The sequence below is a fragment of the Desulfotomaculum copahuensis genome (assembly GCF_001655685.1).
Classification (GTDB): domain Bacteria; phylum Bacillota; class Desulfotomaculia; order Desulfotomaculales; family Desulfovirgulaceae; genus Desulfotomaculum_G; species Desulfotomaculum_G copahuensis.
In genome coordinates, this window is sequence record NZ_LYVF01000204.1 from 1 (window position 1) to 24,615 (window position 24,615).

A 24,615-nucleotide genomic window follows, 5' to 3' on the forward strand; every position below is an offset into this window, starting at 1 on the left:
TAACTTTGACGTGGCCTTGAGGTATTTCTCCTTCCTCAACCCCTTTCCCGCCGGATCAGAACAGCCCATTGGTAATATGTACCGCCATGTTGATGTAACATTCAGGACACCTTATTCGTTATTATTGATGAAAACACCGGCCGGGAAAGAGGGTGTAAAAATGTGATTTCCGCTGATGAACTTAACAAGGCAGAAGAAGGTGATCTCAAATCAATTGAACAGATATGTAAAGCCACCTGGGAACCCCTCTACCGTTTTATCTATTTTAAAGTGCAGAACCGTGAGGAAGCCGAGGATATTACCCAGGAAACCTATGTCAAAGTATTGACTTACTTGCGCGGACATAAAGTTCCCCGGGAAAATTTCCCCGGGTTTATGAAGACCATTGCCTTGAATTTGTTGCGTGACCGGTGGCGCCAAAAGAAACGCCGGGGGATACCAATAAACTTTGAAGAACTGAATCCGGAGGAAACGGCCAGTATGGATCATCAAAAGGCCATCACCCAGCGCCTGCAGATTGAAGGCGCTTTAGCCAAATTAAACAAAGACCAGCGTGCCATTCTTGATTTGAGAATCATTAAGGGTTATTCGGTGGCTGAAACGGCCAAACTGACCGGAAAAACGGAAGCCACCGTCCGCACATCCCAATACCGGGCATTACAGGCACTGGCCCGGATTCTCGATGTTCATGATTAGTTCAGGTAAGGAGGGATATGGGTGAATAGTCCTGAAGAGATACTTTCCGGTTATATTGATGCTTTAAATGCAGAACAGGAGCCTGAAAAACACCGGGGAACCGCCGCCACGCCGGAAATGGAAAAACTATTGGCAACCGTCAGGCTGATGCGCACATTAAGGGAACCGGCGCTGCCCGCTCCCGGGTATCCATTAAGACTGGCCGGTGCGGTGGCAAGTAAAATGCAAAAAAGCAGCCAGCCGGCTCTTAATGAACCGGAAAAGCAGCCACATAAAAGGATCAGCGGGTCTTCCCGCCGCCGCTGGCTTTTACCATCTGTTGCGGCATTGGCGGCCGGCTTGCTTTTATGCGCCGTACTACTCAGCTGGACCGGCTTGTTCAAGCGTGATGTGGTTTACGCCATGGAAAGATCGGTCGCTCAACTGCACAATTATCATGGTGTTCTAGAAATACGCACAACAAACGCAGCCGGCCGGGAATGGATGAACCGCCGGGTGGAGATCTGGTCGGAAGGGAACAAGTATGCCGTACGGCAAAACGACGGCACATTAACCGTCAATAACGGCGAGCGCAAGTGGCAGGTCCTGCCGCAAAGCAAGGAAGTGGTTTTGTTGCCGCTGTTACCGGACCCGGTCCGGAATGGTTTTGACCTGCGGGATGAGGCCAGACGGGCCATACAATATCCGCATACCGTTATCGGTCCGGAGACGGTTGCCGGCCGGCAAACAACAAAAATAAAAATTTCGCCACCGGGCGGACGGACATACTATTTATGGATTGACAACCAAACCAGTCTGCCCATCCAGCTGCAAACGGCAATGCAAAATGCCCTGCAAACGACATATACCTTTGTAAGCTTTGAACCGGACACCCGGATCGATCCCCAAATATTCGCTTACCGGCTGCCTGAAGGTTACAAGTTGGTGGAAAAGGATCCGGGACAATTGGTGTCGACAGTGGGTGAAGCGGCTGCGATCAGCCGGATCACGCCGCTGCTCCCGAAAGAAGCGCCGGCCCGTATCTTTGCTTTCAAAGACCGGATCGTCCTGGATTATGGTGATACCACTATTGTAGAATCTGCCGCCAAAGGGCCTTTCGAACCCGCCCCCGGCGCCGCGCTCGGTGCTGCCGCCGGCGGCCCGCTGGAAGTATGGCAGGAACGGTTGCGCTGGCGGCAGGACGGGCTTGAAATCCAGGTCGAAGGGCAGCGACGGACGGAGTTGGCCAGTCAAATTGCTACCGGCCTTACTCTTCCGGACACCGGTAAAAATCCGGTGAACAAGGCACAGGTCAAGGTCCCGGTGGATATGGAAATTGCCCGGAACAGCCAGCAGCAGGTAGACAGGGGAAGCAGCCCCTGGCAGCTTGACCCCTTGCAAGTGGCGCTTACCTTCGTCAACTTGAAGGTATCGCCGGAAGGAATCAAAGGCGAACCGGAAATACCGGCGTCATCCTTTAAACTGGTGGCAAACAACGGCGTTGAAGCAGTTGTGGCGGTCGCCGGCGGTCCGGTTAAACGGGTCTACCTGCAGCGGCTTGTCCGGCAGGATGAAACAGGTATTTGGTCGGTTGTCGGATATGATCCCCGCTAAATAATATCACCTGGATAAAACCGGAGGACATTGCGCAAGCAGGCACCGGTAAGAAGGCGTACCGCTTTCATAGCGCGGTACGCCTTCTCTGCAAAGATCATAACACGGATATCCAGCTAATGAGTATCATGGCCTTGCTCCGCTTTTTCTTCCCGCTGCACGGCCAGTCTGTACGGACAGCGTTCATCCAGCTCCTTCTCATCCAGGCCGCATCCCCAGTAGGTATTGCTTGCCACCATGCGGCGATAATCGCACCAACTGCAGAAGGTGTGGTTAATTTCCTCTTTGTGCATATCCTTTGTTTTGATCATTGCCCATCGCTCCTTCGTACCAATTTTACTTGATTATTAATTCTTCAAAAAGAACCATACTCCTGCACGAACATAGCTGCGGCAAACGAAGGCAAACGTGGGTAAAAGAGGGATGCCTGCTAAAGAGCAGGTCTTACGCTTTCCTCGCGAGTGTCAACCCGGCAATCGCCGTGAGGCCCGGTCCATGAGCGTCTACTTCTTCGCTAGTTTCTATAAACTGTATAGGCATCCGGATATGTTATCCCCGCAATTATCCCCGCAAGCTATCTGTCTAAAGCGCGCGGGCGGCTTTGGCCTCCGCCCGGGCATTAAATTTGGCCGCATCAATGATAAACCTTTCGTGGGTGCCCTCGGAAATCCTGTCCACGCCGTCGCCGGCGACTATGGAAAAAGTAAGCTTTCTGCCTTCCAGCTTTTCCAGCCTGACTTTTACTGTAACAGTCAGGCCCGGCGGGGTGGCGGCCAGATGGCTCAACTTGACGCCGGTGCCCACTGTTTGCTCATTGGGCCAATCGATGTGAGGGTTGGTGGCCCGGATGCAGGCCCATTCAAAAAGGCCGACCATAAAACCCGTGGCCAAAACCCTGGGCATGACCTGAAATTCCGGCGATTCGGGGTAAAGGTGGGGCACGGTTTTGTTTTCCGGGATCTTAAATTTGAACTCATAGGTCAAGCCTGGTTGCAGGCTGTCCTTCATAAAAGTTCACCTCCTTCGTCAGGCATATTTTAATTAAGCGCTTAATCATAGCTTAACATGACTCTTGTTATTAGACAAATTAATTGTTATGATATGGTTAATTAGCGGAATTAATAAAACCCGGATATTAATTGGTTTGGTGGGCTGAATTAAAATGGAATGGAAACAGATTGTTGGTTTTTATCATGTAGCCCGACTGGGGAGCTTTACCAGGGCGGCCGGGGTTATCTTCAAAACGCAGTCCGCGTTGACCCAGCAGATCAAAGCCCTGGAAGGTGAATTGGGCTTTCCGCTGTTTGAACGGATCGGCAAAAGAAAATTGAGACTCACTTCAGCGGGTGAAAAGTTCTTTGCTTTTGCGGAGGCAATCCTGTCCAAATATGACTCCCTCATGGAAGAACTGGCCGAACTGAAAGGCCTCCCCATAGGAAGGCTGAGAATAGCCGCGCCTTTTACCACACTTTACCACCTTTTTCCAGAGGTACTCAAGGAATACGTCAAACAATTCCCCCAGGTTGAATTGACCGTGCTGGATCGCTCGCAACAAAACGTAATTGAGCTGGTGAAAAATGGCGAGGTTGATTTCGGTCTGGCGCTCGAATCCGCTGTTCCCAAAGAACTCACCAAAATCCGCTGGAAAAAAGTGGAGGCCGTTTTACTGGCGCCTGCCGGTCACCCCCTGGCCGGGATAAACCGGGTCACGCTCAAACAGATTGCCCGGTACCCTCTCATTTTGCCTCCCAAAACCAGTGAATACACCGGCCGTATTAAACTGGAGGAACTCTTCCGGGAACTGGGGATCAATTACCGCATAATTATGGAATCATCAAATGTTGAATTAAGCTCACTTTATGTGGAAACGGGCCTGGGCATCTCCTTTGCAACCATAGTAAAGGGCATGCCGGCACTTAAACAAAGAAACTTGGAGTATATCTCTCTGGGCCACATTCTCGAACCCGGCTACATTGCTGTGGTAATGCGAAAGGACAAGGTCCTCTCCGCATTCAAGAGCGCCTTCATCAATACTTTGCTGGACAGTTTCTGAAATTGCAATCAACCCATCCCTGAAAAGAGAGGAAAACGCCGGAGGGTGGCGAATATTTCACGAAGAACTTAACGCCATTAAACAGTATATACTAAGTTTATAGTGGGAAAATGTATTCGGGTAAGGCGGGGTTTCCAGGAATAGCAAATAAACCAGGAGGAAAAAATGACCGCTAAGGACAGGGATCACTGCGAGCGGTGCGGCACCTGCTGCCAGAAAGGCGGGCCGGTGCTTCACCACGAAGATAAACCGCTTTTGCGTGACGGACATATTGGTTACCGGAACCTGTTAACCATCCGCAAGGGCGAGCAGGCTTACGATCCGATCAACGGCGAAGTAAAACCGGTAGCGCAGGAACTGATCAAGGTGCGGGGCACGGGCGGGGAATGGTCCTGCTGCTTCTATGATCCCGGACATTCCGCCTGTATCATCTATGAGCACCGCCCTTTGGAATGCCGGCTGTTGAACTGCTGGGACCCCGCGCCACTGGTGGACGCAGCCGGTAAAAACACCATCACCCGGGCGGATATCATCAATGCTGATGATCCGATTATGGAAGCCATAGCCATGCATGAGCAGGTTTGTCCGTACGACGGGGTGGAGGAACTGCTGGCCGGCCTGTCCCGGGAAAAGGAAAAGGCGGAAGCAAAGAACCGGTTAAATGATCTGGTGCGCAAAGATCTTGCCGTCAGGGAATATGCCCTGACCAGGCTTGGTCTGAATGGGGAGTTTGAACTATTCATTTTTGGCCGCCCGTTATTTAAAGTTTTAAATTCAATTATGAGCGAAAAAACCACCGGTTGACTGCTTTGATATTTCTTCAAAGAGCTCTTGGCGGGGGATGCATCACTTTATACTCAAATCCCGGCACACGGTTCTCCATTGCATGGTCCTGTGCCACCAAACGGCTACTATAAACTGACGGGGAGTGTACGATGAAAAAAGAAGCATTGCAGATGCCCTGGGAATTGCTCCTGGCCGGGGGAGCGGTGGAAGCGGGAATCTTCGACGCCCTGCACCGGCAGGCGATGGATGCGGCGGAACTGGCCGCATCCCTGCAGGCGGACCGCCGGGCCGTGTGGACGGTGGCGGAAGCCCTGGTTTCCCTGAACTACCTGGAGCGGGACGGTGAAAAGTACCGCCTTTGTGCTGCTGCCGAAGACACGTTTTACCGGCCGGAAAGCGAGAGTTACGAAGGCTTTGCCTTCATGCACGCCTATGAGTTGATCAAAAGCTGGATCAACTTGCCGGAAGTGATCAAAAGCGGCCAACCGGCCAGGCGTGAGCGGGGAGAAGCGGGTCGCCGCTACTTTATCCAAGCCATGGCCCGGGGTGCCCTGGCGAGCGCGGAGGAAATAGCCCGGTTCTGCCTGTCCGGCCTGCCCGCCGGAGCACAGGTGCTTGATATCGGCGGCGGTCCCCTGACCTACGCCCGGGCCTTTGCCGCCCGGGGCGCGGCGGTAACCGTGCTGGATCTCCCCGGGGTGGTGGCCGCGGCCCGCGACGCTCTTTCCCCCGGCGAAAACATCCGCCTGGCGGCGGGTGATTTCACCGTCGCCCTGCCAGACGGCCCTTTCCACCTGGCCTACCTGGGGAGCATCTGTCATATATACGGAGAGGAAGAGAACCGGGCGCTTTTCCGGCGGGTGGCCGCCGCACTGGCCCCGGGCGGGCGCATTGCTGTAACGGATCTGGTGCGTGGCCGCCACCCCTTCGCCGCCGTATTTGCCGTGAACATGCTGGTGAATACGCAGACGGGCGGCACCTGGACCCGTGAGGAGTATGCCAGTTGGCTCACCGGCGCCGGTTTTGACGGCGTGGAGTTGCGCGAAGTAGCCGGCCGGCAGTTGATCACGGCCGTACGGGCATAAATGAAAAACTTGTTTTCCCCAAACCGCATCCAGCAGTTTTTTACCAACATCGCGCCGTTTTACGATTTTTTCGTTGGCCCGGCCATGCGGGCTAAAGCCAAACGGGCAGCCGGCCTGCTGGGACCGGTTGGCGGAATGGAAGTACTGGATGCGTGTACCGGCACCGGTATTATGGCGCTGGAACTGGCCGCCCGCGGCGCCCGGGTGACGGGCATAGATTTTTCGCCGGCCATGCTGGCACGGGCAGTAAAAAAGGTGAACGGCCAGCCGGTGGTATTCCGGCTGGCTGATGCAACCAAAATGGATTTTACGGACGAATCATTCGATGTCAGCACCCTTTCCATGGCCCTGCATGAAATGCCGCTTCCCCAACGGCTTCGCGTACTCAAAGAAATACGCCGGGTGACCCGTGACCGGGTTGCTGGTGATGGATTGGGTAAAACCGCCGGATAACCTGCTTTGGCGCTGGAGTGTATCCTTTGTCGAACGGCTGGAGGGCGGCTGTTATCATGAATTCATCCGACAGGACCTGCCGTCAATGCTGGCGCAGGCGGGCCTGCACCTGCTGGCCTATGACGAAGCTGATACGATTGGAATGTTTTTGCTAAGCACAAGACCATAACGGTTTTTCTATTGACTTCTCCCCGTCAGCCGCTTTTTTTCCATACTTAAATCATCCCCGGCACACCGGCCAGCCGGCCACCGGCATCATAAAGGGGCAGGGATAAAATCACTTCGACCAGGCCGCGGCTTTGCTCAGGGAAGTTATCGCCACGCCCCAATGACACTATGATCCGTACGACATCACCGAGATCCGGCTGCCGTTCCAGTCGCCGGGCCGGTCGCTCCGCATGTCAGTCTGCACAAAAACACTTTCCTTTCCGCGTAATAGCTTCACCTGCCGGACCATGCCGGCGGGCATGGGCAACCAGGCCGCCTCCCGCTCCGCCCCCTGTCCCGGGGCAGCTACCCGCAGGGAAATACCACGTTCTCCCCGGTGTGCTCCATCGGGTTGTGTGCCCTGGCGGGAATAGATCACCCGGTTGTCTGGAGTCCAGCCCAACAACTGGAGAATCAGCCGGCCGGACTGGTATTCTTTTTCATCAATCCGGGCCAACAATTTTCCGCCGGAACCGTCCAGGGCCATCACCCACAGGCCTTCTCCCGCACCCTTTTGTGTGGTCTGAAAGGCAATCCAGCGACCGTCCGGTGAGAGCAAAGTTCCCGGTTCAAAATAAACACTCCCGCCCTGGATGTTGAACGAAGCCAGGTGAATGGCACCGTCCTTAACCGTACCACCACCGGCGGTCACTTTTACCCCGGCTATTTCCGCCGTTTTTTCCGGTAAGGGCTGCTGTTGCCCAATTTGTCCCTGTTGCGCTGGCGGTCCTTTATCCGGCCCCGCCCCCGGCTTGAAGACGCAACCCCCGGCCATAAGCAACGCCCCCATTAGCAAACCGGCCATTGCTCCCCGCAAAGTTTTTTTACCAAACATACCCTTTTTACCCCCTGTTTATTAATCCTTCCATAAATATAGACGAAATCAGGAGGCTTTTTGTTCCGTTCCTTTCCTTAGAGCATGCACCAGGAAGGCGTACCGCTTTACACCGCAATACACCTTCCTCAAACCCTTTCTCTGTAAATTATGTGTTCCATAAAGAATACCGACAAAACGCCCACCACAAAGCCATTACCTATAACCGGTCTTAACAGTGCGGGAAACATGCTCAAAACGTCGCCCGGCAGAAATGAAATAATAATACTAAGCATCATGGGCAGCCCCATTACCAGGCCATATTCAAACTTGAAACCAGGCATGGAATTGAAAGCTGTTTGGAGACCCGCGGCGATCTGGGAGCACATGATATAAATCAAGGAAGTGCCGATCACAACGGGCGGAACACTGCCCAGGAAACCAATTGCCTTTGGTAAAAACGAAAGAAGCAGTAAACCAAAGGCGGCGGGGATTAAGGTAAACCTTGAAGCAATACCGGTAGAAGCAATCACCCCGGGACTTAAGGAGAAATTAACCGGTCCAATAATTCCTAAAAAACCGGAAATGACGTTAAATAGACCGGTAATAGAAATGCCCCGGGTGATGCGTTTTTCCATATGATCCGGCTGAATCAGCTCCGCCAGGGACTGAATGGAACCAAGATCGTTAATGGAAAGGGCCATAAAACAGATAAGAAATGAAATCAATATACCCGGCTCTATAGCTAAATGTACATATGATTTTGTCAAAAATGCGGCCGACACAGGAAAGCCTTCACCACCCCCCGCGCCTACCGATTGAGGGAACAGGAAATAATAAAATATAGTACCTACGATAATTGACCATATGATCAATGTTGCCTTCCAAATACCGGTTAGACGCTTATTGGCGATAAACAACAAGAGGACAAATACCAGAGCAAAAAGCAAATTTGGTAGCGCATTTGCCTTCCCAGTGGTAGTGGTGATCAAACCAAGTATCATCGGGGTCAAAGTAAAGGCTATCATAATAAGTATCGTAGCGATGACACGGGGCGTGAATAATTTTTTTAGGTGGCCAAACAGGCCGGTAACACTTAAAGCCGAAAGAATGACCCCTCCTATTATGACGGCGGAATAAACGGCATTAAAATTGCTTCCCCGGCTTGCCACGACACCGACGAGCAAAACCGTCGCCGGCCCCATAATCAATGGCAAGCGGTGCCCCCAAAGCACCTGCACCAGCATGGAAGCCCCTGAAATAAAAAACAACTTTTGGATATATATAATTTGATCCGTCGGGTTGTCAAAATGAAGCCCGGAAACTACTTTTCCGATAATGATCACGATGGGGACAACGATTGCCAACCATTGTAAGCCTAACAAGATACATTCCATAATAGGGGGGGTATCGTCCAAACCATATTTAAAAGTAATTTTTTCCACACTTTTACACCTCTTGGCAATATATCAGCAGATGATGGTATTTGCAGGAGCCGGCTACCTGCCCCTGGCGGAATCTCCCCGTAAAGTCATGCAGGTACTGGTAGCAAAGGCCACTAGATTGTTATTACTGTCAGTTACCTCACATTGCAAAAGACCAATTGTCTTTCCCTTCCTGATAACCCTTCCTTCTGCCCTTATTAATCCCTGCCATACCGGCTTTAAAAAATTCATCTTTAACTCCAGGGTGGTAAATGTTTCATCTTTCTCAAGCGTAGAGTAATAAGCCGCGCCCATGGCAGCATCTGCAACGTCGCAAATAACTCCTCCGTGAAGAGTACCCATCGGGTTAGCATGTTTCGTTCCGGCTTCAAGCTCCATCACTGCCTGGCCATCACCAATTTCAACAATGTTAAAACCGATCAGGCGGGCAATTGGAGGAACAGGTATGTTTTCCGCTATTAATTTTCTTCCCATCATCTTTTTCATCCCCCTCAATTGAAAATTTTACACCCTTACCTGCAAATTTTAAAGTATACGAATAAAATGTTTTTCCAAAAATTCTTTGAAATCGGGAACTTATTGACACCGGAAAACGTTCCCGCACCACGAAAAGCAGGCCGTCCATCACCGGGCGGCCTGTTTTCCAGCTTATTCATTCTTCCCGTTACTTGCGACAATCCGCCTTTGGTTTATCGATGCCAAGCCTGGACAATGCTTCGGGTACCAGTTCGGCCAGTTTTTCCAAAAGTGCCTTTTTGGCCAGGGAGTACACCTTCACTTCCCCTTCCTGGATGATGATCAGGACGATGGGACTGATCCTGGCCCCGGCCCCGCCGCCGCCTTTGCCGCCGCCCTTGGAGGGGTCGGTGCCTTCCCCGCTGCCGGTGCCGAAGCCGAAGTTGGCCGAGATGAATAGTGATGCCGACATTGATAAGCTCCAGCAGGTCCTTTTTTTCAAGGAACTGGAGTTTAGCCTTTATATTTAACTCTTTCAGTAACTGATTCACCATTGCCAATATACTGCTTTTATTTAAACCCAGATAAACGGCTTCCACCAGTATACTGCGCAAGTTTTCTTTTAAAAGACCTATCCGCTCCCCATCGGCATGTGGTTTATAATGTGTACTGATAAATGTTCCCCTCCCCCTGATCGTTTCGATTACCTTCTGCCTCTCCAGCTCCTGGTATGACTTTTGAATGGTATTTGGGTTTATGGTCAGCTGAACTGATAATTCCCGCACCGACGGCAGTTTGTCTCCTGGCCGTAATATACCCTTGAGCACGGCCTCTTTGACATGCAGGACAATCTGCTGGTATATGGACGTACTGCTAAACTGGTCGATTTTAAACAAGGCAATACCTCCCTTCGCAATCGTGCACTAGAACCCCTAGTACACGCATAGCATAGCATAACATAACACAACACGACACAGCCTTTCTGTCAATACTTTCTTAGCGGAACCAGTTATTTGATTAACGGGCCAGCGAACCGGATCTAAAAAATACCTGCGCCTGTCGTGGCGTCCGAAAGTGACCGGCGGCTTCTTCCTGCGGGCGGAAACATTCTACCAAGTTCCCCCTTCAGCTTCCTTCAGACCCCGCCCGTTGCCAGTTACGCCTTTGCTTACGGGTTGTCTTTCCGCTGGTTAGGTGACAGGGTTTCTTTCAACCCATCGGCTCGGCAGACATGCCGGACGAACAAACGGCCGGTCCGCCTGAAAAACAGCGGACCGGCCGTTGGCATTACCCGCTACGCTTGCGCTTCATACTCCTGCACCGTCTTAACCCGCATGCCGCCGCCGCGCAGGGTGCTGATTCCCTCCAGGGCGGCCAGGGCGCCGCGGATGGTGGTGATGATATGCACGCCATGAGTGATCGATTGCCGGCGCAGGTGATACTCGTCGTATTTCGGTCCCTTGCCGATAGGCGTGTTGATCACCAGGTCGATATCGCCATTTTTGATGTGGTCGACGATGTTGGGACGGCCTTTGCCCAGCTTGTGCACCGTCATCACCCGCAGGCCGTGCTCCTGCAGGAAGCGGGCCGTGCCCCGGGTGGCCATCAGCTTGAAGCCCAGACCGGCAAAGCCCCGCGCCACCGGCAGCAATGCCTCCTTGTCCCGGTCGGCCACCGTAAGCAGCACCGTACCCGCCAGCGGCAGGGGCATGCCGGCGGCCAGTTGGGACTTGGCGAAAGCCATGCCGAAGCTGTCGTCGATACCCATCACCTCACCAGTGGAGCGCATTTCCGGCCCCAGGATGATGTCCACTCCCGGGAATTTGATGAAGGGGAATACCGCTTCTTTGACTGAAACATGCCGGGGCACCGCTTCCCTGGTCAGACCCAGTTCAGCCAAGCTTTGCCCCAGCATCACCCGGGTGGCCAACCTGGCCAGAGGCACGCCGGTGGCCTTGCTTACGAAGGGAATGGTGCGGGAGGCGCGCGGGTTCACTTCCAGCACATAGACGTCCCCGTTTTCCACGGCAAACTGAATGTTGAGCAGCCCGATCACATTCAGTTCCCGGGCCAGCAGGCGGGCCTGCCGCTTCATTTCTTCAACCTGCGGGCCGGGCAGGCCGAAGGGAGGCAGGGAACAGGCGCTGTCGCCGGAATGGATGCCGGCCTCCTCGATGTGTTCCATCACCCCGCCGACAATAGTGACGCAGCCGTCGGAAATGGCGTCCACGTCCACCTCGATTGCTCCCTCCAGGAATTTGTCAATCAGCACCGGCCGCTCCGAGGAAACCTCCACCGCCCGGGACATGTAGCCGGCCAGCGACTCCCCGTCATAAACCACTTCCATCGCCCGTCCGCCCAACACATAGGAAGGACGTACCAGGACCGGATAACCGATCTCAGCGGCGATTTTTTTCGCTTCCTCCACCGCCACGCAGGTACCGCTGGCCGGCTGCCGGAGGCCCAACCGGTTGATTAAAGCGGCAAACTTCTCCCGGTCTTCAGCCAGGTCGATGCTGGCCGGGCTGGTGCCCAGGATGCGGATGCCTTCCCTCTCCAGCGCCCGGGCCAGCTTGAGGGGCGTCTGCCCGCCGAACTGCAAAATCACCCCGTCGGGCTTTTCCAAATCGCAGATGTTCAGCACGTCCTCCAGGGTCAGGGGCTCGAAATAAAGGCGGTCGGAAGTGTCGTAGTCGGTGCTCACCGTTTCCGGGTTGCAGTTGACCATAATCACCTGGTAGCCGGCTTCCTTCAAAGCGAATGCCGCCTGCACGCAACAGTAGTCAAATTCAATCCCCTGGCCGATGCGGTTGGGGCCGCCGCCCAGAATGATCACCTTTTTCCCCGTCGCGGGCGGCACTTCATTTTCCGGCTCATAGGTGGAATAGTAATAGGGTGTAAAAGCTTCGAATTCCGCTGCGCAGGTGTCCACCAGTTTGAAGGCGGCCCGGATGCCGTGCCGCAAACGGTAACCGCGCACCGTCAACTCGTCCGTCCCGGCCAGGTGGGCCAGTTGGCGGTCGGAAAAACCGTACTGCTTGGCCCGTAAAAGTAGTTCCGGGGCAAGACGGGCCAGGAGACCGGCAACTGTGTTCATTTCAACGCTTTCGCCTTCACAGTGCAAACCGGATTTTCCGGCACCCGTCCCGTCACGGTCCGCCGGATCAAAACCGCTTGCCCGGAAACGGCCGGCCGCACCGGTTTCAAACGGTGCCCCGGCCGCCTCACCTACAACCGGCTGCTCCCCGCCGCCGGCCGCGGCCCCGCGGGTGCCGCGCAGCGTTTCCGTCAATTCCTTCTCCATTTCCACAATGTCCCGGATGTTGTCCAAAAACCAGCGGTCGATGTCCGTGGCAGCGTTGATTTCATCCAGGCTCATGCCCAGGCGCAGGGCGTGGCGCAAGTAGAAGATGCGTTCCGGGCCGGGGGTGACCAGATGTGTCCGCACTTCCTCCAGCAGGGCGTTCCTTCCCCCGGCACGCGCCGGCACGGCTATCTCCTCCTTGCCGTCCACGCCCAGGCCGTAGCGGTCCTGCTCCAGGGAGCGGATGGCCTTTTGCAGCGCTTCCTTGAATGTGCGGCCGATGGACATCACCTCGCCCACCGACTTCATCTGGGTGGTCAGGGTGCGGTCGGCGCCGGGAAACTTGGCGAAATCCCAGCGGGGAATTTTGACCACGCAGTAGTCAATGGTCGGTTCAAAGCAGGCCGGCGTCTCCCGGGTGATATCATTGGGCAATTCGTCCAGGGTGTAGCCCACGGCCAGCTTGGCTGCGATTTTGGCGATGGGAAAGCCGGTGGCCTTGGAGGCCAACGCCGAGGAGCGGGAAACCCGCGGGTTCATTTCCACCACAATCATCCGCCCGTCCGCCGGGTTGATGGCGAACTGAATGTTCGAGCCGCCCGTTTCCACCCCGATTTCCCGGATCACCTTGATTGCCGCGTCACGCATGTCCTGGTACTCCCGGTCGGTCAGCGTCTGGGCCGGAGCGACTGTAATGCTGTCGCCGGTGTGAATACCCATCGGATCAAAGTTTTCAATCGAGCAGATAATCACCACGTTGTCCCGTCGATCGCGCATCACTTCCAGCTCGAATTCCTTCCAGCCGATAATGGATTCCTCGACCAGGATTTCTCCGATCGGGCTCTGTTCAATACCGTAAGCCGCCAGTTCGCGCATTTCCTGGACGTTGTAGGCAATGCCGCCGCCGGTGCCGCCCAGGGTGAAGGACGGGCGGATGATCACCGGGTAGCCCACTTCCGCCGCAAAGACCAGCGCTTCCTCCACCGTGTTCACATGGCGGCTGCGGCAAACCTTCAGCCCGATCTGTTGCATGGACTGTTTAAACAGATCCCGGTCCTCGGCCTTCTGGATCGCTTCGTAATGGGCGCCGATCAGCTCCACTCCGTAATGTTCCAAAACGCCCCGTTTATACAGCTCCACCGCCGTGTTCAAACCGGTCTGGCCGCCCAGGGTGGGCAGCAGCGCGTCGGGCCGCTCCCGGGCGATGATCTTTTCCACCACTTCCGGGGTAATCGGTTCGATATAGGTTTTATCGGCAGTCTGGGGATCAGTCATGATGGTGGCCGGGTTGCTGTTCACCAGCACCACCTCATAACCCTCCTGTTTCAATGCCCGGCAGGCCTGGGTGCCGGAGTAGTCGAACTCGCAGGCTTGACCGATGATAATGGGACCGGAGCCGATGAGTAAGATTTTCTTTATATCCGTACGTTTGGGCATGATTTTCTCCTTCCCTGTCCAGGTGCGTCGCCGCAATATTAACACGGGATAACCGGCCGGATTTCCGGGCCAATGTTGTACAGGAGGTTTCCTGCAAACGGAACCGGATTCATTTTCAGGGAAATGTGATGCAATTCGCCGCTTCCCGGCCGTTTTCCCGGACCACATTCATTTTAGCATGCCGCCGGCAAATAGAAAAGCCGGGGCGGATGTCAAACCGTCCCGGCTGCGGATTATTGTGCGGCGCAAGCCACATTTCCCGTACTTTGCGGCGACACTGCCGCCAGCGGGTTGACCCAGTCCCCCCCGCGGCCGGCCACATTCAGCGATTCAATGCCGAAATGCAGGTGCGGGCCGGTGGCGTCACCGGTGTCGCCGCTTTTGGCGATTGGCTGCCCCGGCTGAACACTGTCCCCCACCTTGACCAAATTTGAATCCGGGCTCAGGTGGCCGTAATAATACAGTTTCGTGTTGTCACGGACAACCAGGTAGTAGCCGTACCCCTGGCGCCTATCCGCCGGGTTTTCCCATCCGGCCCAGGTCACCCGGCCGGCTGAAGCGCTGTCCACCGTCGTACCGGCCGGACAGCCGATATCGATGCCCTGGTGGAACTCCCGGCGGCCGAATATCTGCCGCCAGCCGAAAGGAGAGGTAATGTCCCCGCAGCCGGGCAGGGGCCAGGCCAGGCCTCCCCCGTCCCAGGCCGGCAGGACGTTTTGCCCGCCGGATGGTATTAATAGCGTTTCTCCCGCCGTGATCAGGCCCGGCGTCCGGATATCGTTGGCGCCGATCAGTTCCTGCGCACTTACGCCATACTGACTGGCAATGCCGTCCAGAGTTTCCCCAGCGGCTACTTGATACGCCACCGCACCGGGGATGGTCAACAACTGGCCCGGCTGAAGCAAGCTTTGGTCGCCAATCCGGTTGGCTTTGCACAGGGCGTCCTGATCAACATTAAACCGGCCGGCAATGGACAGCAGGCAATCCCCCGGCTGCACGGTATAAGCAGCCGCGGTATGCCCGCCAACAGACGAACCGCTCCCGGAAGGCAGGTTTTCACTATACGGCACGTCCTCCCGCACAGCTTCATCCGGCGAAGCCAGCAGCGGCCCACCGGACAAAAGCAGGCCAAGCGCAATGACTGTCACTGTCAAAACCAACTTTTTTCGCACGTTTCTTTTCTCCCCACTGATTGAGATTGCCGCCGGGGAACCGGCCGCGGCACGCCGGTTATTCTTACGGCGTCCGGCTGGAAAAAGCCGGCCCGGGCAAAACCGCCGGTCAGTGAGCACGGTTTATTCCTGTTTTTACGCAACCGGCTCCATGACGGCATAAACCGCTACGCCGCCCTGTTCGGGACGGAGTAACGGCCCTGTTAAGATGATACCCATTTACGGAATTTTTATACATCTACATCCCGCCCTTTCATCTTACCTACATGTCCGATGCTTCTTTTTTCTACGAAATTCTTTCCTTATTTCCGTAAAAATCGCTTTCCATGTCGAATTTAAAATTCGATCAAGAAAATTTTGGTCTCCGGGGAGGATTTTTCATCTTCCTGTCGAAAACCTGGTAATATAGTCCGGGTTGCTGGTTCGCCAAGCCCGGAAATAAAGTTGTCAGAAAGGATGATGTGAATCAGGCATGAATTCATGGACAAGCTTTACCAGGCGTTTGGGCGGTTATTTGGTTGTAATGGCCACGCTCCTGTTATTCCCGGCGGTTGCCCATGCGGGTACCTACACGGTGCAACCGGGAGATTGCCTTTACAACATCGGCTTGAAATACGGCGTGGACTATCACGCCATTATGGACGCCAATCACCTTGATTCGGCTCTTATCCACCCCGGTCAGGAATTGAATATACCCGGTGCGGGTAATGGCGGGAATTCCGGCGAAGTATCACGTTCCTCCGACTCCCTGGGTGATGCCCGCCTGGTCCTGGCCAAAGCTGATTCCCTTCAGGGCAAAAGATACGTTTACGGCGCCTCCGGGCCAAACAGTTTCGATTGTTCCGGGTTTACCAGGTACGTCTTTCAAAGTGCCGGCATCTCACTGCCGCATAATGCGGCCGAGCAATACCAGTACGGGCGTTATGTTCCCCGTGATGATCTGAAGCCGGGAGATCTGGTTTTTTTCAGTTCCTACGGGCGGGGAATAGATCATGTGGGTATTTATGCCGGCAATGACAGTTTTATCAGCGCCACCACATCCGGTGGGGTCAGATATGCCTCTTTGGATAACGGCTATTTCGCTGACAAATACCAGGGGGCGAAAAGACTGCTTCGCTAACTGGATTATTTTATAATTTTGTAAAAACCATAGCCGGCTGCGAACAGGCCGGCTATGGTTTTTTGACATTATTTGCAAGTTGATGTGGGAGGGAAATTTTGGCAGATGGCGAATATCTTTTTGTCTGCACGAAGCAGGCAAATATTTCTGAAGGGAGTTTTAGAATTATGCGCTTATTTCCTTCCGCATCAACAAGAACAGTCGCTTTCGCCCTGACCTTGCTGTTGCTTGCCGGCTGTGCCGCAGTAAAAGCCCCGGACAAGCAGGCGGGCGCCGCCACTTCCGCCAGTCAGACCGCAACAGCCGCAACGGAATCCGGCGCGGCCAACACTTTATGCATCCCGGTCTTTACACGCACCAGTACTGATCCGGCAACCACGTTGATCAAACTATTTACGGGCGCCAGCAAGGATATCGACATCGCCTGTTACAGCTTCACCCATCCGGAAATAATCAAAGCGGTGCTGGCCGCTCAAAAACGCGGCGTAAAAATACGGGTGCTCACCGACCGTGAACAAACCCGGGGCAAAACGCAACAACAGGCCATGGAAGAACTGGTTAAGGCCGGCATACCGGTAAAGGTCAACGCCCATCCGGGCCTGATGAACCTGCGCATGAGCATAATCGACGGAAACATGGTGGCCACAGGCAGCTACAACTATAACCAGTTGACCGGCAAAAACAATGATGAGATGCTGGTCACCATCAACGATGCCGATTTTACCGCCGCCTGCGAAAAAGAGTTTAATCAGATGTGGGGGAACACCAGGGAATTTTCCAGTTTGAAGAATAACTCACGGCCGGCGCCGGTAAAATCGGCAAAAGCAGGAACCACCCATGAAACCGGAAAAACCCATGCCCCCGCAACGCATTCGCAATCCAGCGGGCAACATGCGCCTGTTACGCATAACTAACCACTCCCGGGTCATAAGCACAAGCATTTCCCTAAAGTGTCCTCAAAAAAACCGGGCCGGAAAATGCACCACTTCAGCCCGGTTTATTCTCATTTTTTTGATTTTTCAACTTAGCAATCTATAAATTGTTATAATTAATCCGATTGAAAATATTGTGCTAAATATGGATTTGTTATGCTTTGCCAACCATTTCGGCAAGAAAATGTCAAACCCCACTTCGTGACCATCAGAATAGTTATACCCCAATATTGTCAAAGGGCATCTCCATCTATTAAATGATAAAATTATTCCTTCCAGAAGAACCAAACCGATTGCTATAAAAAGATAAATATCAATCTTATCAATAATACCTGCGTAAACTATATATCCGATTACAGAAACAAAGAAAACCCAAATTATTGTATGTGCCGTCTTTATGCAAAATAATATTTTATTCATATTTTCCTCGTCATAACATAAATTAAAATACAACTGCGTAATAATTTATCTATTCATCCAATGTTTTTTAAATCAACGCCGCAGATACCCGGAGCGTTTGATCCTATTTCATTATTCTATCTGCTATTTCCGGGACTTACCTCGCCAATTCCTTCGTCAACAATGGCGAAGTTATATATAGTGATATAGCGCTTGGTAAACCACTGACATCAAAATTGTACACTCGCCAATCTGCCAATCCATGACAACGCTTAAAAATCTGCTCCATGGACTTGCTCCCACGGGACGATAAAATCACAACTTTCGGACTCAGTTTTTTCGACCTCAAAGACTCACAAAAGGTTTGTTTGCGGTTTTTCAAACACTTACTATTTTACCTTTGACATCAATACCACGCACTCCACGTGCAATGATCCCATCATATTGATGTCTTGAGTGTATTTTTGCATATTCTCGTATATGGAAATACGTCAACGCCATTTTTAGGGTTTTGCTCGTTCAAGAGAACATGTCCACAGTAAGCTTCTCATTTTGCCTGTTTACGGAAACATGTCAACTTATTCAATATCGCCTTTGCCTAAATTGCACTTTGAACAAAGCGTCTGTAAATTATCAATTACAGTTTCTCCGCTTTTTGACCATGGGACAATATGGTCAACATGTAACTCGACCGAAAGGTCTTTTGCTGGCGAAGTGCCGCAAATACAGCACTTAAAATTGTCACGCTGCATTACTTTAAAGCGAAGACGGTAATTGGGATCTCTGTTTGTATTGTGCAATGGCACTGTTTTTTTCTCTGTTTCTTGGGGCACATAATGAGTTATCCTCTCTTCTTTTGGTATTTTCTCATTATCGCTATTGTTGCTATTATTTTCATCAGCATTTATATATTTGATGAACATTTCTAACGCCTCCCGCCAGCCACCAAACCGCCAAGAGTAAGTATTTAGAGAGTATTTAGAAAGACCCTTTTTAACATCGGTAGTAGTTGGTTGGCGGCCCAATTTAATCCACAATCTCTGAATTTCAAATAACAAATCAGGGTCTGAAATATCTTTTGCAAAACCTGTTTCCGACAAGTTAGCTAATTTTAGTGCCTTGTCCCAAGAGTGAAATCTATTAAGTATTGTACTTACGTCATATTTTCCGTGCTCTTTATACTGGCCAGTAGTAATCGTTGGTATCGATAATAATTTTGCAACACGAATAATATCATCAAAAATCTGCTGATTACTTGAGTATCGATTTTCTGGATTTCTTGCTGCAGCCGCCATTTGATACGAATATACTTTAAGTCCCGCACGTTCTAATGCAGTTGTCCATGAGCCAAAACGTCTTTGAATTGTATTAGAACCATATGTCCCCAATTTTCGGTATTCCATAATTGTAACAGTATCTTTATTGTTAATTGCGGCTGCCCGACAAAGGTCATTTAATAAATCTTCATCAGGGATATTTCTGTGATACGCATTTAACTCAAACTTCATAAATTCACCCACTTTCATGCCGTTATCTATATTGGCTTTTCAACCTATCGAAATCATCTTTCCTATCCACTCAACCTACTTGAGTTGCTGGTTCGTATGTGTCGATATGTTTCCCATAACGTAAAAACACACTTTAAGTTGAGAAGTCAATTTAGATGTAATCTTAAAACCCAGTAATATCAAGGGCTTTCACGCGACATCAATACAACCGTCTCAACGTGGCCCGGAGTTATCATATTGATGTCGGGTATGCATTTTAGTAATTTTTCGTTCAAGGAAACAGGTCGATAGTAGTTTTAAGGGGTACTATCAGTGCGTGGGAATATATCCACGATATTATTCTTCCTTTATCCGTTTTCGGGAACAAGTCAATTTTTGACTTCGATACACATCTGTTCCTGGAAGCCTTGCCCAACGATGAACATTACATCATCAAGTTGTTCCAAACTATCCAAGAATAATTCGACATCACCATTTCCCCAACGTCCCAACCCTGTTATGTCTTTGCAAAGACCTTTTGGGTCTATAACGTCAGCGAACTTCATGTTCACTGATAAACGAAGCCGCGATTTTTGTATTACAACATCTACAAAGTTTGTATCAACCTTATAGGCAATGTACAGTTTCTTGAACTCACGTTTGACAAAAGCGGAAAGATTCATGATGCATGCATTGAGTTTCTCAAACAGGATTCGGTTAAAGGCATTCAGTTGTTCATAGCTGTCAATGGAATACTGTGGTACAATATCGTCTTGTTTCATATAAGGGGCAAGCTGATTATCATTTAAAGCAGGGAATGGCCATATGCTTTTGGCTAACTCACCGAGTTCCGAGCCGCGAGTCTTGATTTGATCTTCGTCCCAAGTTGTCTGCATCACGACATATTTATTTAATCGGAGAGCACTCTGCTTGAATCCACCTTCCATATCAAGTTTATCCGTAAAGGATGAATCGCTCATTTCAGAATTGTAAGCAGTCAATGTAAGGTTTCCAATAGTATGCAGATATTTCTTCTGCACTTCCCGCCAGTTTTCACCGAGAGTAGTAACCCATTCCATGGATAGCTTTGGATTTTGAGGGATGATATGTTCAATCGTCAGCGCATCAGTTTTCACAGCCGACTTGTTATTATAGTTCTCAAGGCGGCTAAGGATATAATTGCAAATACGCATGTGGTAAATATCACGTGACAAAAAGGCAGAAATAAACCGCTCATCGTTCGGAAACTCTTTATATGAATCCTGCAGGACAAAAAACGCCTTAACAGAATTCAGATAGTCATCTGCTCGAATGTGATTTTTCATGGTAGCAAAAGTCTTATTGAGGGAATTCGTCGGAATATCGCAAATGCTTCGCCTCAGCACATAACTCACACACAACCTGATGATTTCCAATAGTTCATCTAGTGTTATCATGCCACTATCGCAATCATCGTGAACCTTCATAAGGAAAGGATACGCTACCTCCATTTGAACGGAGCGCATTTCCTCGTAAAGGGATTTTAAGCGTCCATCGCCACTCCTGCAAAAGTACATATCTGTATAGTGCTTGGAGAAAGAATAAATATCAAGGCATAGATCGCTTACTTCCAAACCACAATTGGCATGGTATGCCTTAAATTCCTCGTAAACCTTATTCTTGTTTGGGATTCTTCCAAGTTTCATGGTAAGATAGTCACGGAAAAATTTATCCATAAGAGAGCTTGCCCTCTCATAATTAAATAAAAGCTCAGTTGGCCGCCAAGTATTGTTATACACTGCTGTTTGCTTATCCGCATCCAGTCCCATAAGAATATGGTTTCTAATGAGGTCGGACTCCGACAAGTCTATGCCGGTAGAATTCAGACTTTCAAAAATCGCTTGCGGATCATCAGACTGACGATCGAGCGTGATATTCACTATCTGTAATTTCCCAATAGACTGATAAACTTCAACCGGGGATAATTCCATTTTAGCTATCTGTCCGGCAAAAAATAAATAGTTGTCTATCAGCCGAGATCTCACCTCGTCACCTATGGGTGAATGTTCAATAAGTTTTATCAGCACTTCCCGGTCTGTTTGCGTCAAGAATAGTTTATAACGATCATCACCGCTTTCGTAGGCATTTAGCAGAAGCGTGTCGGTAATTTTATGTGCGTTAACTCCAGCTTCTTCTGAATGCTGACTGGCATAGTCGCGCAGCGCTATTAACAAGAGCGTTAGCGTGGTAAGGCGCTGCTGCCCGTCAATGATCATGTATTTTTGAACCCCTATGGGCATGGCCTTTTCCTCGATGTTTACTATAGAACCGACAAAATGCCCTTCACGGTTAGATTTTTGCATGGCAGCTATATCACGCCAAAGGCGCATGCACTGTTCCTTCTCCCAACTGTAGGTGCGCTGATAGACGGGTATAACAAACTGCTTAGACCCATTCAATATTTGATAGATATTACCTTTTGTAGCATCCATTTTGTAACCCCCCGCATTAGTTATCTGCCCACATCTCGCACTGACCAATTACGGTGGCGATTGCATATTCCATACCATCAGGCGGGTATTTATATTTTTTCAGCAGCTTCTTTACCATGCGGCGCATTCCGGCGCGGGCAGATTCTTTCTTCTGCCAGTCGATAGTGCGGTTCTTGCGGAGCATCTCGGTTAGCTCATGAGTCATTGCCACAAGTTCTTCATTTTGATAGAAATCCTTTACTGCTTCGGGACGAGTCAAAGCATCATAGAATGCCAGCTCTTCATCATTCAATCCAAGCGCGTCGCCCTCTGCTTGTGCATTAGCCATGTCCTTTGCCATCTTCATCAGTTCGGCGATAACTTCCTCATTGGAGAGCATACCATTCAAATATGCTTTCATTGCGCGGGATAGCATTTCTGAGAACTTTTCTGACTTTACAAGATTAGTTCGACGGTAGAGTGATACTTGCTCAGCAAGAAGTTTTTTAAGGATTTCGACTGCGAGGTTGCGTTCCTTCATTTTAGCGATTTCCTCAAGAAACTTCGGGTCGAACAGCGAGAACCCCGTATCTATATCCGAAAACAGGTTTATAACACCTTCGCTCTGAATGCTTGCTTTCAACAGTTCATTGATGCGGGCATTTATTTCTTTCAGAGATAGAGGCTTGCTTTCGCTCGTAATACGGGTTAGGAGTGTACGCACTGCTTCGAAATACGCCGCTTCAAATCGTTGTTCAGGCTTAAGGAGTGAACGACAGAGCGACAACGCCTGACGGAGCAGCATAGCCTCTTTAACGAACGATTCGCGCTGCTTTTCTTTTTCTACGCCAGACAGGAAGTTTACGCCGCCGCTGATTGCCTTGGCGCGGGCAAGATCTTTAGCTTTCTCATCCATAAATCCTGAGTAGTCGAACCCGTGGAACAGGTCACGGCAGATTTCCAGCTTTTCAATAAACTTCGGGAGGGCAGTCTTGGCAATATCCTGTTCGCCGTAGTTCTGTTTGTCTCGGTTGGTGTAATCGTTCATCGCCTGTTTCAGAGCAGACGCGATACCAACATAATCGACCACCAAACCGGCTCAACCCCCTAATATTAGAGTCTATATCCCTTAACCGCCCGGATTCATAGAATTTCTCGGAATAGATACCTTCAATACTTCAATGTCAGACCGGCGGCCTTGACAGCCCTTGGGGGCTGCGATTACGTCAAAATACCGACGGGCGGCTCCGAAAACATGGTGAATTGATGGGTTTACCCGTCGGGAATACCATTATACCGCAGCCCCCTTTTAACGGGCTGTCAAGGCTTCCCTACGGCGCCTTGGGGTATAGAGCAACCTTTCCCTCTGGGCTCACCAAAAACATGTTTTCAAACCTTCACGACAAAAGGTTTTATGTGGCCTAGTGCTAGTTGCTGTATAAATTCAACAGGGGACAAATCATATAACTTTCCATGCAAACGACGATTATTATAAAACTCGATATAGTTATTAATAATCTGATATGCGTCTTGATAGCTGGATAACACATTTCTTTCCAAACACTCTCTTTCCAATACCGCATGAAATGATTCAATGTGAGCATTCTTGTTTGGCGTTTTAGGTGGAATCCTCTCGTGCTCTGTTCGAAGAGTGTCGCATGCATCTTCAAAAACATGGCTAATAAACTGTGGGCCATTATCGGTTCTAATGACAGGCATATCTGGTTTAGAAAATAACTGGCGTCTCCACAAGGCTGTTTTTATTATTCTGGCGGCGTCTTTTCCCTCGCAGGAAAGACCGATATGGTAATCTACAATCATGCGATCGTAGACATCTATAATACACATCAGGTAAAAGAACCGGTCTTCCCCAGCAATATAACCATACTTAACGTCAATTTCCCAGAGTTGATTGGATCCTGTTATTTCCTGGTTCCTTGCAATCCTGCGTGGATGCTTAAGATGTATCCGCCGTTGCGGCTCCAATATATCTAATTCTTTACAGAGGCGATAAACTTTCTTTTTATTGATCCTCAGATTATGTTGACGTTGCAAGCAACGGGTTAATTTGCGGTATCCATATACGTTTTCTTCGCCAGAAACAAGCTCTAAAAGCCATTCCTTAACCTGTTCATCATTAACTCGTCGGTTATCTAGGGTTAATGAGTAACCTGGAATCTTTCTTCCTCCATTATGAGCATATTCTCTTAAGTGGAACTTCTTGCGGTAATAGTAAGTCGCTTCATTTACACCGACAATACGTAATACTGTAGCTGCATGATATCCCCGGGCAATCCATTTGTCGGCTATTTCTATTCTGTCTGAAAGCCCGGGGGTTGCTTTTTTACTAAGTCCCTCAAAATGGCTATTTCAAGATCCTTTTCACCAAGGATTTTTTTGAGTTTCTCGTTTTCACTTTCTAATTGCCTAAATTCCTGGTGGGAAGGTATATATACTGCAGTTTTCTTTGTCCCAGCGCTTGTAACCTGCCATGCTTTATGCCTTGATTGACTAATCCAGCGGTACAAAGTTTTCAGATTAACTTCGTGACGTTTTGCCACCGGGACAGCGTTTCCAATTTCTGCAACTTCCTGGATCAACTGGTCCTTAAATTCCTTCGGATATCTTTTACGTGTCATGTTCCTTATCCCCTTCCCATCATTTATAGTTTATATCATTTGGGGATAAGACTCAAATCCTTTTAAGGGAGTGGGTAGAAGGCGCCC

The 24,615-nt window shown here is 50.6% G+C and carries 21 protein-coding genes and 2 pseudogenes; 9 read left to right on the forward strand and 14 right to left on the reverse strand.

Features of this window, described 5'->3' with window-relative positions; all coding sequences use genetic code 11:
• Positions 1-162: 162 nt before the first annotated feature.
• Together A6M21_RS17525 and A6M21_RS17530 are read left to right on the forward strand one after the other, a co-directional pair.
• Positions 163-696 carry an RNA polymerase sigma factor gene (locus tag A6M21_RS17525; protein ID WP_066671941.1) on the forward strand — a complete coding sequence of 178 codons (534 nt, stop codon included), beginning with the start codon at positions 163-165 and terminating at the stop codon, positions 694-696.
• A 21-nt stretch (positions 697-717) separates the two neighbouring features.
• Positions 718-2,289 (forward strand): LolA family protein, encoded by a 1,572-nt coding sequence (locus A6M21_RS17530; protein ID WP_151192007.1) that lies wholly within the window; start codon positions 718-720, stop codon positions 2,287-2,289.
• Positions 2,290-2,405: 116 nt separating this feature from the next.
• On the opposite strand, the gene A6M21_RS17535 is transcribed toward A6M21_RS17530, so the two are convergent.
• Positions 2,406-2,600, reverse strand: a complete 195-nt coding sequence (locus tag A6M21_RS17535) for a hypothetical protein (protein ID WP_066671947.1) — start codon at positions 2,598-2,600, stop codon at positions 2,406-2,408.
• Between the two features lie 271 nt (positions 2,601-2,871).
• Positions 2,872-3,297, reverse strand: a complete 426-nt coding sequence (locus A6M21_RS17540) for a thioesterase family protein (RefSeq protein WP_066671950.1) — start codon at positions 3,295-3,297, stop codon at positions 2,872-2,874.
• Between the two features lie 154 nt (positions 3,298-3,451).
• On the opposite strand from A6M21_RS17540, the gene A6M21_RS17545 reads away from it, so the two are divergent.
• The 5 genes from A6M21_RS17545 (at position 3,452) to A6M21_RS17565 (ending at position 6,835) form a co-directional block, all read left to right on the forward strand.
• Positions 3,452-4,342 (forward strand): LysR family transcriptional regulator, encoded by an 891-nt coding sequence (locus A6M21_RS17545; protein ID WP_066671953.1) that lies wholly within the window; start codon positions 3,452-3,454, stop codon positions 4,340-4,342.
• 165 nt (positions 4,343-4,507) lie between these two features.
• On the forward strand, positions 4,508-5,146 hold the full coding sequence (locus tag A6M21_RS17550; protein ID WP_066671956.1) for a YkgJ family cysteine cluster protein: 639 nt from the start codon (positions 4,508-4,510) through the stop codon (positions 5,144-5,146).
• Positions 5,147-5,277: 131 nt separating this feature from the next.
• Entirely contained in the window at positions 5,278-6,213 is a 936-nt protein-coding gene (locus tag A6M21_RS17555) for a methyltransferase (protein ID WP_066671959.1), read from the forward strand.
• Positions 6,214-6,666 (forward strand): class I SAM-dependent methyltransferase, encoded by a 453-nt coding sequence (locus A6M21_RS17560; protein WP_066671962.1) that lies wholly within the window; start codon positions 6,214-6,216, stop codon positions 6,664-6,666.
• Positions 6,641-6,835, forward strand: coding sequence for a hypothetical protein (locus tag A6M21_RS17565; protein WP_066671965.1), 195 nt, complete (start codon positions 6,641-6,643; stop codon positions 6,833-6,835). Before A6M21_RS17560 ends, A6M21_RS17565 begins: the two co-directional genes overlap by 26 nt.
• Before the next feature lie 165 nt (positions 6,836-7,000).
• Here the strand turns inward: A6M21_RS17565 and A6M21_RS17570 are convergent, their stop codons facing one another.
• The 7 genes and pseudogenes from A6M21_RS17570 to A6M21_RS17595 form a co-directional block, all read right to left on the reverse strand.
• On the reverse strand, positions 7,001-7,708 hold the full coding sequence (locus tag A6M21_RS17570; protein WP_066671968.1) for a TolB-like translocation protein: 708 nt from the start codon (positions 7,706-7,708) through the stop codon (positions 7,001-7,003).
• A gap of 128 nt (positions 7,709-7,836) precedes the next feature.
• A complete protein-coding gene (locus tag A6M21_RS17575) occupies positions 7,837-9,132 on the reverse strand; it encodes a uracil-xanthine permease family protein (RefSeq protein ID WP_066671973.1) in 1,296 nt (431 codons plus the stop codon).
• Between the two features lie 54 nt (positions 9,133-9,186).
• Positions 9,187-9,618, reverse strand: coding sequence for a PaaI family thioesterase (locus A6M21_RS17580; RefSeq protein ID WP_066671975.1), 432 nt, complete (start codon positions 9,616-9,618; stop codon positions 9,187-9,189).
• A gap of 178 nt (positions 9,619-9,796) precedes the next feature.
• On the reverse strand, positions 9,797-10,060 hold the full coding sequence (locus A6M21_RS17585; RefSeq protein ID WP_066671978.1) for a GerW family sporulation protein: 264 nt from the start codon (positions 10,058-10,060) through the stop codon (positions 9,797-9,799).
• 211 nt (positions 10,061-10,271) lie between these two features.
• Positions 10,272-10,484, reverse strand: a pseudogene (locus tag A6M21_RS19400) (GntR family transcriptional regulator); the annotation flags it as partial.
• A 398-nt stretch (positions 10,485-10,882) separates the two neighbouring features.
• On the reverse strand, positions 10,883-14,329 hold the full coding sequence (gene carB, locus A6M21_RS18975) for a carbamoyl-phosphate synthase large subunit (RefSeq protein WP_066671981.1): 3,447 nt from the start codon (positions 14,327-14,329) through the stop codon (positions 10,883-10,885).
• Between the two features lie 233 nt (positions 14,330-14,562).
• Entirely contained in the window at positions 14,563-15,501 is a 939-nt protein-coding gene (locus tag A6M21_RS17595) for a LysM peptidoglycan-binding domain-containing protein (protein ID WP_161486115.1), read from the reverse strand.
• Between the two features lie 472 nt (positions 15,502-15,973).
• Here A6M21_RS17595 and A6M21_RS17600 point away from each other — a divergent pair, with 472 nt between their 5' ends.
• On the forward strand, positions 15,974-16,621 hold the full coding sequence (locus tag A6M21_RS17600) for a C40 family peptidase (protein WP_066671986.1): 648 nt from the start codon (positions 15,974-15,976) through the stop codon (positions 16,619-16,621).
• Between the two features lie 167 nt (positions 16,622-16,788).
• Positions 16,789-17,535 (forward strand): phospholipase D-like domain-containing protein, encoded by a 747-nt coding sequence (locus A6M21_RS17605; RefSeq protein WP_066671989.1) that lies wholly within the window; start codon positions 16,789-16,791, stop codon positions 17,533-17,535.
• Between the two features lie 995 nt (positions 17,536-18,530).
• Here the strand turns inward: A6M21_RS17605 and A6M21_RS18180 are convergent.
• The 5 genes and pseudogenes from A6M21_RS18180 to A6M21_RS17625 form a co-directional block, all read right to left on the reverse strand.
• A complete protein-coding gene (locus A6M21_RS18180) occupies positions 18,531-19,460 on the reverse strand; it encodes a homing endonuclease associated repeat-containing protein (RefSeq protein WP_161486116.1) in 930 nt (309 codons plus the stop codon).
• 368 nt (positions 19,461-19,828) lie between these two features.
• The gene (locus tag A6M21_RS17610; RefSeq protein WP_066671992.1) at positions 19,829-21,910 is read right to left on the reverse strand and encodes a DUF262 and DUF1524 domain-containing protein; all 2,082 of its coding nucleotides are present in this window, start codon (positions 21,908-21,910) and stop codon (positions 19,829-19,831) included.
• A 16-nt stretch (positions 21,911-21,926) separates the two neighbouring features.
• Positions 21,927-22,985: pseudogene (locus tag A6M21_RS17615) on the reverse strand (DUF3387 domain-containing protein); the annotation flags it as partial.
• 293 nt (positions 22,986-23,278) lie between these two features.
• The gene (locus A6M21_RS18185; RefSeq protein ID WP_151192008.1) at positions 23,279-24,205 is read right to left on the reverse strand and encodes an IS3 family transposase; all 927 of its coding nucleotides are present in this window, start codon (positions 24,203-24,205) and stop codon (positions 23,279-23,281) included.
• Positions 24,202-24,528 carry a transposase gene (locus A6M21_RS17625; protein WP_066671998.1) on the reverse strand — a complete coding sequence of 109 codons (327 nt, stop codon included), beginning with the start codon at positions 24,526-24,528 and terminating at the stop codon, positions 24,202-24,204. Before A6M21_RS17625 ends, A6M21_RS18185 begins: the two co-directional genes overlap by 4 nt.
• Between the last annotated feature and the right edge of the window lie 87 nt (positions 24,529-24,615).